Annotated in this window: 13 protein-coding genes; 11 read left to right on the top strand and 2 right to left on the bottom strand. The window is 62.1% G+C overall.

Annotated features, from left to right (window positions below):
* Positions 1-72 precede the first annotated feature (72 nt).
* Genes HAV21_RS19150 through HAV21_RS19160 form a run of 3 tightly spaced genes read left to right on the top strand, consistent with a single transcriptional unit; the run spans position 73 to position 2,001 of the window.
* Complete coding sequence (locus HAV21_RS19150; protein WP_166842774.1) at positions 73-831, top strand: DUF3710 domain-containing protein; 759 nt, start codon at positions 73-75, stop codon at positions 829-831.
* Entirely contained in the window at positions 824-1,204 is a 381-nt protein-coding gene (locus HAV21_RS22065; protein WP_208097145.1) for a hypothetical protein, read from the top strand. The genes HAV21_RS19150 and HAV21_RS22065 overlap by 8 nt, the downstream gene beginning before the upstream one ends.
* Positions 1,201-2,001 carry a DUF3159 domain-containing protein gene (locus HAV21_RS19160; protein WP_142939470.1) on the top strand — a complete coding sequence of 267 codons (801 nt, stop codon included), beginning with the start codon at positions 1,201-1,203 and terminating at the stop codon, positions 1,999-2,001. The genes HAV21_RS22065 and HAV21_RS19160 overlap by 4 nt, the downstream gene beginning before the upstream one ends.
* On the opposite strand, the gene HAV21_RS19165 is transcribed toward HAV21_RS19160, so the two are convergent.
* Both HAV21_RS19165 and HAV21_RS19170 read right to left on the bottom strand, forming a co-directional pair.
* On the bottom strand, positions 1,968-2,705 hold the full coding sequence (locus HAV21_RS19165) for an NAD-binding protein (RefSeq protein ID WP_166842775.1): 738 nt from the start codon (positions 2,703-2,705) through the stop codon (positions 1,968-1,970). The two genes, HAV21_RS19160 and HAV21_RS19165, sit on opposite strands and share 34 nt — an antisense overlap.
* Positions 2,705-3,376: a TrkA family potassium uptake protein gene (locus HAV21_RS19170; RefSeq protein ID WP_142939468.1), complete on the bottom strand. Its 672-nt coding sequence runs from the start codon at positions 3,374-3,376 to the stop codon at positions 2,705-2,707. The genes HAV21_RS19165 and HAV21_RS19170 overlap by 1 nt, the downstream gene beginning before the upstream one ends.
* Positions 3,377-3,490: 114 nt before the next feature.
* On the opposite strand from HAV21_RS19170, the gene HAV21_RS19175 reads away from it, so the two are divergent.
* The 8 genes from HAV21_RS19175 to HAV21_RS19210 all read left to right on the top strand — a co-directional run bounded on the left by HAV21_RS19175 (position 3,491) and on the right by HAV21_RS19210 (position 14,490).
* The gene (locus HAV21_RS19175) at positions 3,491-5,464 is read left to right on the top strand and encodes an APC family permease (protein ID WP_166842776.1); all 1,974 of its coding nucleotides are present in this window, start codon (positions 3,491-3,493) and stop codon (positions 5,462-5,464) included.
* Positions 5,465-6,847 (top strand): class I SAM-dependent RNA methyltransferase, encoded by a 1,383-nt coding sequence (locus tag HAV21_RS19180; protein WP_166842777.1) that lies wholly within the window; start codon positions 5,465-5,467, stop codon positions 6,845-6,847.
* A 243-nt stretch (positions 6,848-7,090) separates the two neighbouring features.
* Positions 7,091-9,898, top strand: coding sequence for an aconitate hydratase AcnA (gene acnA, locus HAV21_RS19185; protein WP_142939465.1), 2,808 nt, complete (start codon positions 7,091-7,093; stop codon positions 9,896-9,898).
* 200 nt (positions 9,899-10,098) lie between these two features.
* On the top strand, positions 10,099-12,072 hold the full coding sequence (gene dxs / locus HAV21_RS19190; RefSeq protein ID WP_166842778.1) for a 1-deoxy-D-xylulose-5-phosphate synthase: 1,974 nt from the start codon (positions 10,099-10,101) through the stop codon (positions 12,070-12,072).
* Complete coding sequence (locus HAV21_RS19195; RefSeq protein WP_166842779.1) at positions 12,069-12,638, top strand: YgaC family protein; 570 nt, start codon at positions 12,069-12,071, stop codon at positions 12,636-12,638. The genes dxs and HAV21_RS19195 overlap by 4 nt, the downstream gene beginning before the upstream one ends.
* Positions 12,635-13,195, top strand: coding sequence for a hypothetical protein (locus HAV21_RS19200; RefSeq protein ID WP_166842780.1), 561 nt, complete (start codon positions 12,635-12,637; stop codon positions 13,193-13,195). Before HAV21_RS19195 ends, HAV21_RS19200 begins: the two co-directional genes overlap by 4 nt.
* A gap of 31 nt (positions 13,196-13,226) precedes the next feature.
* A complete protein-coding gene (locus tag HAV21_RS19205; protein WP_166842781.1) occupies positions 13,227-13,445 on the top strand; it encodes a hypothetical protein in 219 nt (72 codons plus the stop codon).
* 67 nt (positions 13,446-13,512) lie between these two features.
* Positions 13,513-14,490 (top strand): aldo/keto reductase, encoded by a 978-nt coding sequence (locus HAV21_RS19210; RefSeq protein ID WP_166842782.1) that lies wholly within the window; start codon positions 13,513-13,515, stop codon positions 14,488-14,490.
* Positions 14,491-14,723 lie beyond the last annotated feature (233 nt).

Below are 14,723 nucleotides of genomic sequence, written 5' to 3' on the forward strand. Positions count from 1 at the left end.
TGGAGCGGTTTAGTGAGGTTTAACGTGGTTGCGGTTTACTTGGGGATAGACCACTACTAAGGAGAAAACCCAATGCTTTTTGGGCGCGGCAAAAAGTCCAAGGACGAGAAGCCGGAAACCGCCGGCACCGTCGAGGAGTCCGGTACCGGGGCATCAACTTCCGAGCCAGGCGGGTCCGGCACCCCCGGAGATTACCGGCTCGGCAAGGGTCCCTTGGACATCGACGAAATCGAGAACCGCGATGGCTACGTGGACCTCGGTGCACTGCTGATCGCACCAGCCGAGGGTCTCCAGCTGCGGCTTGAGGTCGAGGAAGCCACGCAACGCGTGGTTGCGGTGACCATGGACCTCAACGGTTCCAGCTTGCAGCTTCAGGCCTTTGCTGCGCCGCGTTCCGAGGGACTTTGGGATGAGATCCGTGAACAGATCACCCAGTCCGTAGCGAGCCAAGGCGGGGAAACCGAAGAAGTTTCCGGAAGTTTCGGCACGGAGCTGGTAGCCAAACTTCCCGCTGAAGCGGCAGACGGCAGCAGAGGTTTCCGGGCAGCCCGTTTCATGGGTGTGGATGGGCCGCGATGGTTCCTGCGCGGTGTCTTGGGCGGACAGGCCGCCCTCGAACGTGATGCCGCAGCAGGACTGGAAGAGCTCTTCCGTAAGGTTGTTGTGGTCCGCGGTGATAACCCGATGCCACCGCGCGAACTGCTGCAGCTGCGCCTGCCCAAGGATGCTGCAGTGCCGGGCCAGGCCGGCGCCCCCCAAGGTGCGGTTCCCCCCGCGGACCCCGCCATGCGGCAACCGGAGCGAGGGCCGGAGATCACCCAGATTGGCTGATGCATCGGGCCGCTATGGGGTTGCCGGCCAAGGTCCCGAAGGGCAGGGAGTACGTGATCTCCCTGTCCGGGGCCGCGCAGTGTGCACGGGCTTCATTGAGTCCGTCACGCACCAGCCGCCCAGCGAGCAGCCATTCTTCTCTGCCGTGGTGGTTGATTCCGTGCGGCCCGGCGGAGGTGTGCCGAACATGGGAGCCGGCGGAGTCCGGAAGCCCTATGAGCGCCTCCGTGTGATTTGGCTGGGCAGGACCCGGGTTCCAGGCATTGAAGCCGGCGTGGAACTCCGCTTGAAGGGCATGGTCACTCAGGTTGATGGCCTTCCGGCCATGTTCAATCCCCGCTACGAAATACTTTCCCGTCAGGAGCACCTATGACCGTGGCCAACGGTTCCGAACCGAAGGACGCAGGGCGTCAGACGCCCGGCGAGAACGTTTCGTCCCACGTAAACGATGAACCGCAGGCGGACGCCCCACAGTCCGGTGCGGAAGGGCCCACTGTGTCCGACCTCGCTGCAGGGTATGCCCAGAAGGCCGGACTCCACCGTAACAGCGCCGGCCACGTGGATATGCTCAAGTCCGCCGGCGGCGTGCAGGGCATTGCCGAAAGCATCCTTCCGGGTTTGGTGTTCCTTGTGGCTTTTACCGTCACGCGCGACCTCACTCCGGCCCTCATCGCAGCGTTGGCTGCAGCCGCCGTCTTCACAGTGGTTCGTTTGATCCAGCGCCGTCCGTTAACGCAGGCATTGGCGGGAGTGGTGGGGGTGGGCATTTCTGCCTGGCTGGCGAACACCACAGGCAAGGCCGAGGACTTCTACGTGCTCGGCTTCTTCACCAACATCGCTTACATCGCGGCCATGGTGCTGTCCATCGTCTTCAAGTGGCCGGTAGCCGGACTTCTCTTCGGCTTCGTGCGCAATGAAGGACTGGAGTGGCGCAAGGATCCGGAGCGGCTCCGGGCCTACTCCTTGGGCACGTGGATTGTGGTTGCGGTGCTGACCCTGCGCTTGGTGGTTCAGGTTCCCTTGTACTTCATGGGCGAAGCCGGACTGACAGCGTTGGCTACCACCAGGCTTCTGATGGGCGCCCCGCTGTACATCCTGGGCCTTTGGGTGGCCTGGTTGGTTACCAAGCCGGCACCTCAGCCGTCGAAGCCGTCGTCCTCAGCGGACTGATCTGCCGGTTCTGACGTTCCCTCGCGGGGTTCCTTGGCGTCATCGGACGCTGGTGACAACAGAGCCCGCAAGCCGTCCTCAGCTGCGATGGTGGTGACGAAAAAGAGCTCGTCACCGCCGTCCAGAACATCATCACGCGTGGGCGTAATGGGTGCTTGATCACGCAGGATGGCAACCAGGGTGGCGTCTTCGGGCCACTCAATGCCCCCCACTGTGCTGCCAATGACGTGGGAGTCGTGAGGAACGGTGAATTCCACGATCGAGGCCACGCCCGTCTGGAGGGTCAACAGGCGCACGATGTCGCCGATTTCCACCGCTTCTTCCACCAACGCTGTCATAAGCTGCGGTGTGTTGACGGCAACGTCCACCCCCCAGGAGTCATTGAACATCCAGTCGTTCTTGGGATTGTTCACGCGCCCCACGGTGCGGCCTACTCCGAACTCGGTCTTGGCGAGCAAGGACACCACCAGATTCACTTTGTCGTCGCCGGTGGCAGAAACCACCACGTCCGCATCCTCAAGTTTCGCGTCCTGCAGGGTGCTGAGTTCGCAGGCATCGCCCACCAGCCAGCGTGCCCCTCGCAGCCCGCTGCGCCCAATCACTTCAGGCTTCAAATCAATCAGGAGAATCTGGTGCTTGTGAGCCAGGAGCTCACGTGCAATGGACGAGCCGACGCTGCCCGCGCCAACAATGACAACTTTCACTAAGACTCCTTGGCGGGTGCTTTGGCGAGAATTCGGCTGATCTCGGATGTTCTGTCAAGGCTCACCATCGCGTGGACGGTATCACCTTCCTGATATGCGGTCCCGGCCTGGGGCAACAGGCCCTCGCCGAACCTGGTGAGGAAAGCGATGCGGATTCCGGCCGCGGACTCGATGGAATCCATGCTGTGTCCGATCCATGCCTCGTGCAGATCCACTTCGGCCAGCACCAAGCGGCCCGAAGGTTCGCGGTAGTCGCCGGCCAGGTGCTGCTCCGGAAGTATCCGCCGGAGAACCTGGTCGGCACTCCAGCGCACGGCTGCCACTGTGGGGATACCGAGCCGCTGGTAGATTTCGGCGCGGCCGGGGTCGTAGATCCGTGCCACCACATGGGAGACATGGAAGGTCTCACGGGCAACGCGCGTGGCCAGGATGTTTGAATTGTCGCCGCTGGAGACAGCGGCGAAGGCGTAGGCCTCTTCGACGCCGGCCTGCTTGAGGGTGTCACGGTCGAAGCCGACACCGGTGACCTTGCGCCCCGTGAAAGTGTTGCGCAATCGGCGGAAGGCCCGCTCGTCCTGGTCGATGATGGCCACGGAGTGACCGGCATCCTCCAAAGTGTGTGCCAAGGTTGCGCCAACACGGCCGCAGCCCATGATCACGAAGTGAGCCACCGTGTCTCCTTATGTGTGTAGTCCGTCCCGCTCGGTATGACTTTACCGGTGCAGCGCGGGTATGCCGGTGACAACCGTCATGACATCCCTGGGGATTCAGAGTAGCTTTGCGGAGTGCTGACAATTCTGAATGCCGCCAAGCGGGTGTTGGTGGGCCGGCCGGTCAGGAATGACCGCCTGTCCCACACGTTGTTGCCCAAACGCATCGCTTTGCCGATCTTCGCCTCGGATGCCCTGTCCTCAGTGGCTTACGCCCCGGACGAAATCCTGCTGACGCTCGCCCTTGCCGGCGTCAGTGCCGTGGCTTTCTCTCCGCTGGTTGGCCTTGCGGTCATGGTGGTGTTGCTCACAGTTGTGGCTTCCTATCGTCAGAACGTCCACGCCTATCCCTCCGGGGGCGGCGACTATGAGATTGCCAACGTCAACCTCGGCAAGTATGCCGGATTGACCGTGGCTTCTGCCTTGCTGGTGGACTACGTGCTCACGGTTGCCGTGTCCATGTCCTCGGCGGCGACGTACCTCACCACGGCCATCCCGGCGCTGCATGGCCAGCAGGCGCTGATAGCCACTGTAGGCGTGATCATCCTCGCGCTGGTCAACCTCCGCGGTGTCAAGGAGGCCGGGACGCTGTTCGCAGTACCGACGTACATCTTCATGGCATCCATTCTTGGGATGACCGCTGTGGGCATCTTCCAGGCCGCCACCGGCACGTTGGGGGAGGCGCCTTCGGCCAATTTCACCATTGTTCCCGAGCCTGGATTTGATGAGGGCCTGGTGGGGCTGGCCGGAGCCTTCCTGCTTCTGCGTGCCTTCTCCTCGGGAGCCGCTGCACTGACAGGTGTTGAAGCCATCAGCAACGGGGTGCCCAATTTCCAGAAGCCCAAGAGCAAGAATGCGGCAACAACCCTGCTCCTGCTGGGCGTCATAGCCGCTTCCATGCTGGCAGGCATCCTCTACTTGGCCAACGCCACCAAGGTGCACATTGTCCTTGACCCGGCCCGCGAGTTCCTGGTGGACGGCAAGCCGCTGCCTGAGGGCTACATCCAGACTCCGGCCATCAGCCAGATAGCCGACACCATTTTCGGCTCCGGCTCCATCCTCTTCTACGTAGTAGTTGCTGCCACCGGCGTCATCCTGGTGTTTGCTTCCAACACGGCGTTCAACGGCTTCCCCGTGCTGGGTTCGATTCTGGCCCAGGACGGCTACCTGCCCAGGCAGCTGCGTACTCGAGGCGACAGGCTTGCCTTCAGTAATGGTGTCCTTGCGCTGGCAGCGGGGGCTCTGGTCCTGATTCTCGCCTTCAACGCCGATGTCACCAAGCTGATCCAGCTCTACATTGTGGGCGTCTTCATCTCCTTCACCGCAAGTCAACTGGGAATGATCAGGCACTGGGGCCGTGAACTGAAACTCGCGCGGGACAAAGCTGTCCGGCGTCGCATCATCAAGTCCCGGACCATCAATATGCTGGGCTTCGGGATGACGGCCCTGGTCCTTGTCATTGTCCTCATCACCAAGTTCGAGCAAGGCGCCTGGATAGCCTTGCTCGCCATGTTCGTCCTCTTCCTCATTATGTGGAGCATCCGCGCGCACTATGACAACGTGGCCAGGGAGTTGGCGGTGGATGAGGACTCCTCGCCCCGTGCATTGCCCACCAGGGTCCACGCTGTTCTCCTGGTCTCACATGTCCGCAAGCCGGTCCTTCGCGCACTGGCCTATGCGCGGGCGTCGAGGCCTTCGCGCCTGGACGCCGTGACCGTGGACATCAGCGCCGAAGAAACGGCCCAGACCGTCCGCGATTGGGAGAAGCTGGAAATTCCGGTTCCCCTGACCGTCCTGGCCAGTCCCTACCGTGAAACCGTGACGCCCATCATGGACTACATCAAGAACATGCGCCGGGACTCACCGCGGGACCTGATCGTGGTGTACATCCCCGAATATGTGGTGGGCAAATGGTGGGAGCAACTCGTCCATAACCAAACAGCACTCAGAATCAAGACGAGGCTCCACTTTGAACCTGGAGTCATGGTTGCCAGCGTCCCGTGGCAGTTGAAATCGTCCGAAGAAGCAAAGGCACTGCAGGATACCTAAATGACCTCCCACAGCAATTCCCCCCAACACCATCACACCGGTGGCCACCATTCCGCGGACCAGGCCACGCCCGGTGCTGAACTGGTGGTGGACATCGGCCCCATCGCCCATGGAGGGCACTTCGTCGCCCGGCACGAAGGCCGCGTCATCTTCGTCCGGCACGGCATCCCGGGAGAGAAAGTCCGGATCCGGTTGACCGACTCCGGTGACTCGTCGCGCTTCTGGCGTGCCGACGTCGTCGAGGTCCTTGAAGCCTCACCCGACCGCGTTCCGCACTTCTGGAAGCAGGCGGATTCGCTGAGTTCCTGGAGCCGCGGGACACCGCCGGTGGGCGGCGCGGAGCTTGGACACATTTCCTTGCAGCGCCAGCGTGCACTGAAAGCCGAAGTGCTGGCGGAGCAGCTCAAGCGCCTTGCCGGCCTGGACCTCGCCACCGAGGTGGAAGCCGTGGGAGAAAATCACGACGGCGGACTCGGCTGGCGTACGCGGGCCAGCTTCGCGGTGACTCCCAAAGGCCGGTTGGGCATGCACGCTCACCGTTCAGATGTGGTGCTTCCCATCAAGGAGATGCCGTTGGCGCTTGCGGGCGTCAATGAGCTGAAGCTGTGGGACCTTGACCTGTCCGGCATCGCCCGTGTGGAAGTTGCCGTGCCCGCCAACGGTTCGCGGCCCCTGATCCTGCTGGCCCCGGAAGAGTCCACCAGCCCCAAGAGATTGCACAGCATCCTTTCGCAGCTGCCGCACGATGTCTCGGTTGCCAGTTTCGATCCCGGCAAGGGCGAAGTCCTGCAGCTTCGGGGGAGGACCTGGGTGCAGGAAACCGCAGCAGGCCATGAGTACCGTGTAACCGGTGAGGGTTTCTGGCAGATCCACAAGGACGCCCCGGACACGCTGGTGGACGCTGTAGCGGGCTATCTTTCCCGCGGTGGGTACTTACAGCCCGGTGCGACGGTGGCCGACCTCTACGCCGGCGCCGGCCTGTTTACGGCACCTTTGGCGGACGCCGTCGGAGTGACCGGTTCGGTACTGTCCGTTGAAGGCGCGCCGGGCACCAGCCGTGACGCCCGAAAAAACCTGCATGGTCAATCCCAGGTGGAAATCGTGCAGGGGCGTGTGGAGAAGGTGCTGCACCAACGCGCCCGCAGCTTCGACTCCCTGGTGCTGGATCCACCGCGTGCAGGGGCGGGCAAGGCCGTGGTCAAGCAATTGATGGCCACCGGACCCCGCGCAATCGCCTATGTGTCATGCGATCCCGCATCCTTTGCGCGTGATCTGGGTTACTTCCATCAAGGCGGCTGGCGGCTTGAGTCGCTGCGGGCCTTCGACCTTTACCCGAACACCCATCACCTGGAAACGGTGGGATTGATCGTCCCCGGACCGTAACTGCGGCGCAGTCCGCGTTCCGTGGTGCCATTGGTGAAACTGCCTGTTTCCCCGGAGGCACCTGATCAGTGACGCAACACCGAAGTATGCCATTACGATGGCAGTAGTAGCCCCGGTCAACGGAAATCAACGCCGCTGACCGGGGTGACCAAGAGAGATGCCGCCCGGCTAAGTAAGGTGCGCCTAACTGGCTAGCGGCCAACCACGCGACAAAGATGAAACTGTTGCGAGAGGAGTCCTGCCATGAGCACTGTGGACAGCTTCGGTTCCAAAGGCGTACTGAATGTAGCCGGCACCGACTATGAAATTTTCCGGTTGAACTCCGTAGAGGGCGCAGACAGCCTTCCGTTCAGCCTTAAGGTATTGCTTGAAAACCTCCTGCGGACTGAGGATGGCGCCAATATAACGGCTGACCATGTCCGCGCGCTGGCCGGTTGGGATCCCAATGCGGAGCCCGACACGGAAATCCAGTTCACCCCCGCCCGCGTCATCATGCAGGACTTCACCGGCGTTCCCTGCGTCGTGGACCTGGCTACCATGCGTGAAGCCGTCAAGGAGCTCGGCGGTGACCCCAAGCGCGTCAACCCGTTGGCGCCTGCAGAAATGGTGATCGACCACTCCGTCCAGATCGATGCCTTCGGTAACTCCGGCGCACTGGAGCGCAACATGGAGATCGAATACCAGCGCAACGGTGAGCGCTACCAGTTCCTTCGCTGGGGCCAGACCGCGTTCGACGACTTCAAGGTTGTCCCCCCGGGAACCGGCATCGTCCACCAGGTCAACATCGAATACCTGGCACGCACGGTCATGACCCGCGAGGTAGACGGCGTTGTCCGCGCCTACCCCGACACCTGTGTTGGCACCGACTCGCACACCACCATGGTCAACGGCCTGGGCATCCTGGGTTGGGGCGTTGGCGGCATCGAAGCCGAGGCTGCAATGCTCGGCCAGCCCGTCTCCATGCTGATTCCCCGCGTTGTGGGCTTCAAGCTCAAGGGCAGCATCCCCGCCGGCGCCACCGCTACCGACGTCGTGCTGACCATCACCGAAATGCTGCGCAAGCACGGTGTTGTTGGCAAGTTCGTTGAGTTCTACGGCGAAGGCGTTGCCGCCGTGCCGCTGGCCAACCGCGCCACCATCGGCAACATGAGCCCCGAGTTCGGTTCCACGGCTGCGATGTTCCCGATCGACGACGTCACCCTGGACTACCTGCGCCTGACCGGCCGCTCCGAAGCAAATGTTGCCTTGGTTGAGGCCTACAGCAAGGAACAGGGCCTCTGGCACGATCCTTCCCGCGAACTGCGCTTCTCCGAGTTCCTGGAGCTGGACCTGTCCACCGTTGTTCCTTCCATCTCCGGCCCCAAGCGTCCCCAGGACCGCATTGAGCTCACGGATGCCAAGGAGCAGTTCCGCAAGGACATCCACAACTACGTCGCCATTGAAGACGGCAGCGTTGACGAGTCCCTGGACGAATCGTTCCCGGCTTCGGATGCACCGTCCTTCACGCACGCCGATTCGCACACCACGGAAACGGACCGCGTTTACTCTGCCGCCAACGGTGCCCACGGCCGCCCGTCGTCGCCGGTCAAGGTCAAGACCGCCGATGGCCGCGAGTTCGAGCTGGACCACGGCGCAGTGTCGATCGCTTCGATCACGTCCTGCACCAACACGTCCAACCCGTCCGTCATGCTGGCTGCGGCCCTCCTTGCACGCAACGCCGTGGACAAGGGCCTGACCTCCAAGCCGTGGGTCAAGACCTCTGTGGCACCGGGCTCAAAGGTTGTCACTGACTACTACGAGAAGTCCGGCCTGACTCCCTACCTGGAGAAACTCGGCTTCTACATTGTGGGCTATGGCTGCGCCACCTGCATCGGTAACTCCGGCCCGCTTGAGCCGGAAATCTCCGAGGCAATCCAGGCCAACGACCTCTCCGTCACTGCCGTCCTCTCCGGCAACCGCAACTTCGAAGGCCGCATCAACCCGGACGTGAAGATGAACTACCTGGCTTCGCCGCCGCTGGTCATCGCTTACGCCCTGGCAGGAAGCATGGACTTCGACTTCGAAACCGATGCCCTTGGCACGGACTCCGAGGGCAACGAGGTCTTCCTCAAGGACATCTGGCCGAACCCCACCGAGGTGCAGGAAGTCATTGACTCCTCCATTGACGAGGCAATGTTCGCCAAGGGTTACGAGGGCGTCTTTGACGGCGACGACCGCTGGAAGGCACTGGACACCCCCGCAGGCGACACCTTCGCTTGGGCCGAGGACTCCACTTACGTGCGGAAGCCCCCATACTTCGAAGGCATGAAGGCCCAGCCGGATCCCGTCAAGGACATTTCGGGCGCCCGCGTGCTCCTGAAGCTTGGCGATTCCGTCACCACGGACCACATCTCCCCGGCCGGTTCCTTCAAGTCGGACACTCCTGCGGGCCAGTACCTTCTGGCCAACGGTGTGGAGCGCAAGGACTTCAACTCCTACGGCTCACGCCGTGGCAACCACGAAGTCATGATTCGCGGTACATTTGCCAACATCCGCATCAAGAACCAGCTCCTGGACAACGTTGAGGGTGGCTTCACCCGCGACTTCAGCCAGGAAGGTGCGCCCCAGGCTTACGTCTACGACGCAGCACAGAACTACCAGGCAGCAGGAACGCCCCTGGTTGTCCTGGCCGGCAAGGAATACGGCTCCGGCTCGTCCCGTGACTGGGCAGCCAAGGGTACGGCGCTTCTGGGCGTCAAGGCCGTCGTCGCTGAGAGCTACGAGCGCATCCACCGCTCCAACCTCATCGGCATGGGAGTCCTTCCGTTGCAGTACCCGGCCGGCGAGTCGGCAGCAACGCTGGGCCTGACGGGCACCGAAACCTTCGCGGTGGAAGGCGTCACCGAGCTCAACAACGGCACCACGCCGAAGACGCTCAAGGTCACGGCCACGGCTGAAGACGGTACCGCCAAGTCCTTCGACGCCGTTCTGCGCATCGATACCCCGGGTGAAGCGGACTACTACCGCAACGGCGGCATCCTGCAGTACGTTCTGCGCCAGATCTCGGCATAAGGAAGCGGCTGGTTCCCAGCTGATTCAGTAGCCGGACAGCCCCGGCTGGTCGCCCGACCAGCCGGGGCTGTTGGCGTCCCGGGCATCAGTCAGGGGACCGGATCGGGAGAACAATGCCAAGGCTTGAGGCCGAGGCGCACCATGCTTGCCCGGGCACGCGCTAGAGTTAACAAGCACGTCATTCACCCTAAGGAGGGCCGTTGGGACTTTTGGAAACCGTCAAGGATCCACGGGACCTGGCCACATTATCCGGCACCGAGCTGGAAGAACTGGCCGGCGAAATCAGGGCGTTCCTGATCACCAACGTAGCCGCGACGGGTGGACACCTCGGGCCCAATCTGGGCGTCGTAGAGCTCACCCTCGCCGTGCACCGGAACTTTGAGTCACCGCGGGACAGCATCGTCTTCGATACGGGGCACCAGTCCTATGTGCACAAGCTGCTCACAGGACGTCAGGACTTCACCACGCTCCGCCAGCAGGGAGGGCTATCCGGCTACCCTGACCGTGTCGAGTCCGAGCACGACATCGTGGAAAGTTCACACGCATCTTCCTCACTGTCCTGGGCTGACGGCATCTCGCGTGCCCGCCAGCTGACCGGTGAAGGCGACCGGTTCGTCGTCGCCGTCGTTGGCGATGGCGCGCTGACCGGTGGCATGGCGTGGGAAGCCATCAACAACATTGCCGCCGACAAACGGCGCCGCGTGGTGATCGTGGTCAATGACAACGGACGCTCGTATGCCCCCACTGTTGGCGGTTTTGCCGATTACCTTGCCTCGCTGCGTCCCACCATTGATTCCCTGCGCACCACGCCGGCTTACGAGCGCATGCTGGACTGGTGGAAGAAGAAGCTCCAGGACGGCGGCCCGGCGGGTCAGTTTACTTATAAGAGCCTGCATGCCATGAAGAAGGGCATCAAGGACTGGTGGGCCCCGCAGGGTATGTTCGAGGACCTTGGCATGAAGTACATCGGCCCGGTTGACGGACACAACCTCCAAGCCATGGAACATGCGCTCAACACCGCAAAGGCCTACGGTGGACCCGTCATTGTGCATGCCATGACGGAGAAGGGCCACGGCTATGCGCCGGCTTTGGCCAATGAAGCAGACCAGTTCCACGCGGTAGGCATCATTGACCCCGAAACGGGTGAGCCCACTGAAATGCCGGGAGCAAGGTCCTGGACCTCCGTTTTCGCTGAAGAGATCGCGGATATCGCGGATGAGCGCCCGGATATCGTCGGTATTACCGGCGCCATGCTGATCCCCGTGGGATTGCACAAGTTTGCTGAGCGCCACCCCGAACGGGTGATCGATGTCGGTATTGCCGAGCAGCACGCGCTGACGTCCGCCGCTGGTATGGCCTTCGGTGGGCTTCACCCCGTGGTGGCGGTTTACGCCACGTTCCTGAATCGCGCCTTTGACCAACTCCTGATGGATGTTGCACTGCATAAAGCCGGTGTGACCATCGTCCTGGACCGTGCCGGCGTGACCGGCCCGGATGGCCCCAGCCACCACGGCATGTGGGACATGGCGATGGTTCAGATCGTGCCCGGTCTCCATTTGGCGGCTCCCCGTGACGCCACCAGGCTCCGCGAAGAACTGCGTGAAGCAGTCGCCATCAACGATGCCCCCACAGTGGTCCGATTCTCGAAGGGCAGCGTTGGTTCCGAAATTGAAGCGATAGACAGGCTTCACGACGGCGTGGACATCCTCGCACGGCGTCCGGAAGGCTCCACCGAGAACGATGTCCTGATTGTCAGCGTCGGCGCTATGTCCGAACTCGCTCTGGATGTTGCTTCCCGACTGGGCGCCCAAGGCATCAGTTCCACGGTGGTGGATCCGCGGTGGGTCCTTCCCGTCCGTAAATCCATCATTGCCCTTGCTGCCCGTCACCGCCTGGTGATCTGCATAGAAGACGGCGTCCGCGCAGGTGGCGTGGGGTCCCGTATCCGACAGGAAATGCGCGCCGCTGGCGTGGACACCGCGCTGAACGAAGTGGGCCTGCCGGTGGAGTTCCTGGTGCACGGCTCCCGCAGCCAGGTCCTGGAGCGCGTTGGCCTGACGGCTCAGAAGATAACGCACGACGTCGTAGCCCAGGTTTTGGGGACGAAGGTCCCCTTCGCCAGGCCTCTCCCGGGCCAGGAGCACCCCACCACCGGCAGCCTGCCAACGCTGTGACGGACGAGCGCGCGCCGGGCGCAGTGCAGCCCGGTGACCTCGTGGTGTCGAGGAACAGGAAATGGGACGGCAAGGCCCACTGGGTGGTGCCTGGACGTTACCTTGGTGAAGACATCCACGGTTGGTGGATATTTCAGGGGGCAGGGGAGTTCTGTGCCCGCCCGGGAGCAGCTTTCTACACGGCATCGGACGCCTTGTTGCTGGTCCCGCGGGCAGGCGAGTTTGTGGCAACCTTCTACGACGACAGTTATCCGGGGGACTTCAGGATCTATGTTGACCTGGCCACCGATCATGACTGGAATCCCATCAAGCCGGGCGTTTGGGAATTTCACATGATTGATATGGATCTGGACGTGATCCGTTCCACTAAGCATGGGGTGTTCGTAGACGATGAGGACGAATTTGAGCATCATCGGATGGCCATGGGCTATCCGCAACAGACGGTGGACTCAATGCTCACAGAATGCGCAGCGCTCTTTGAGGCAGTGGACACCATGAAAGCGCCTTTCGACGTCAACGGAGCCACCAGCACCAGCGCCGAGTGGTTCAGGAAAGGACGAGCATGAGCGGCATTATCCGCGCGTATAAGCGCGACGACGACGGAGTACTTCACTTCCGGGAAGCCTGGTATGACGACGAAGACCAGCAGTTCGTGGTCAACCACGGTGTGGTGGGCCACCAAAGCAAGACCGACGAAGCGGACGTTGACGACGAATCTGCAGTGGATGGCTTGATGGCTGCTTTTGCTGCGCAATGCGAGGAAGACGGCTACGCCGAGATTCCCGAGTCCGAACAGTTTTGGGTGGTCGCGCAGATCGCCTTGAAGTCCAAGGAAGGCACCGAACGTGACCGGCATCTTGAGCGGAAGGCCAAAGCCGCCCTCACCGGTGAATTGGCGTGGCGCGGGCTGGGAGTTGTGGACCGTTCGGAAATCGGCAATGGCCACCTGAACATCTTCTGCCTCTGCCCGGACGTCAACAAGGCCGTGAACGCCATCAAAATCTGCGTCCGTGGTGAGGACCTGGACTTCACCAAGCTCACGGTTGCGGCAGCTCCCCACAGTGACCCCACGGCATTCCGTGTGAAGCACTCGCCCAAGCAGGGTGTGGGCTTTACTCTCTAAGTAGCACCCCAACGCACCAGGAGGTATCCCCATGGCGTCCAAGAGCAACTGGCCCGGACATACGCCCCTGCCCAAAGGGCTGGCCGCTCCGGCCAGACGGGCGCTAGCGCATGAGGGGATAGAGACGTTGGAGCAGTTGGCCGAGTTCGGCCAGGCCGGGCTGTCCAAGCTCCACGGGATGGGGCCGGTGGCTGTAGCGCAGCTTGAGGATGCCATGGAGGAATCAGGGATCTCCTACGGAACCGGCTAACTGTACTGCTGGGGAGTTTGTTGCCTTGGGTGACAATCAGCGCCGGGACGCGTATTAGGCTGAATTCATGACTGAATACCGACGCCTTGGCCATTCCGGACTCACTGTCTCAGCTGTAGGGCTGGGCTGCAACAACCTGGGCCGCGCCAATACCCCCACCGAGTCCCAGGAAGGCACGGACGCTGTTGTCCACGCCGCACTCGATGCCGGGGTCACTTTCTTTGACGTCGCCGATGTTTACGGTCGGGAGCCGGGGCTGAGCGAAGTCATGCTGGGCAAGGCGCTGAAGGGGCGCCGTGATGACGTGGTCATCGGCACCAAGTTCGGCATGGACATGGGCGGAGTCAACGGCAACGACTTCGATGCCCGAGGCTCGCGCCGTTACATCGTCAAAGCCGTGGAAGCTTCCCTGCGACGCTTGGACACAGACTGGATCGATCTCTACCAGTTCCACACCCCGGACCCGCGGACGCCCATTGAAGAGACGCTGGGCGCCTTGGATGACCTGGTGTCCAGCGGCAAGGTGCGGTACATCGGCCATTCCAATTTTGCCGGATGGCAGATCGCTGAAGCCGAATATGTGGGGCGGCAGTCAGGTGGCGTCCGTTTCATTTCCACTCAGAACCACTACAACCTCCTGGACCGCCGTGCCGAACTCGAAGTGCTCCCGGCGGCAGGAGCTTTCTCCTTGGGCGTCCTTCCTTACTTCCCTTTGGCTAACGGGCTTCTCACCGGAAAATACTCAGCGGGCAAGGCCCCTGAAGGTTCCCGGTTGAGCCACACGCGCACCAACCTGGTGCACGACGCCGATTGGGAGCAGTTGGGCCGCTTCGGCCAGTTTGCCAAGGAACGGGATATCAGCGAGCTTCAGTTGGCCTTCTCCTGGTTGGCTGCCCAGCCCGGGGTCAGCAGCGTGATCGCAGGCGCCACCCGTCCGGAGCAGATCCGCGAAAACGCCGAGGCCGTGCGCTGGGTACCTGACCAGGAGGATCGCGCGGAGTTGGACGAGATCTTCCCGCGGGCGCCGAAGGTTGCACTCTTCTAGCTCGCTCTGCCATCCCGCCCAGCTACAGGCGTCCCTCTCTCACAAAACAGCCCTTAAACCGGAACGCTCTCTCACTTGCTTGAGGCAAGTGGGAGAGCGTTCCGGTTTGCGGCCGTATGGTTTTCTGAGACAGGTTGATGGGAGATCGACTTCAGAATGACTGGTCCTAGAAGAAAATATGATGCGGCTTTCCGTGAGGAAGCTGTGCAGCTGGTGTTGTCCTCGGATCGTTC

Source organism: Paenarthrobacter sp. MSM-2-10-13, assembly GCF_011605365.1.
Lineage (GTDB): Bacteria > Actinomycetota > Actinomycetes > Actinomycetales > Micrococcaceae > Arthrobacter.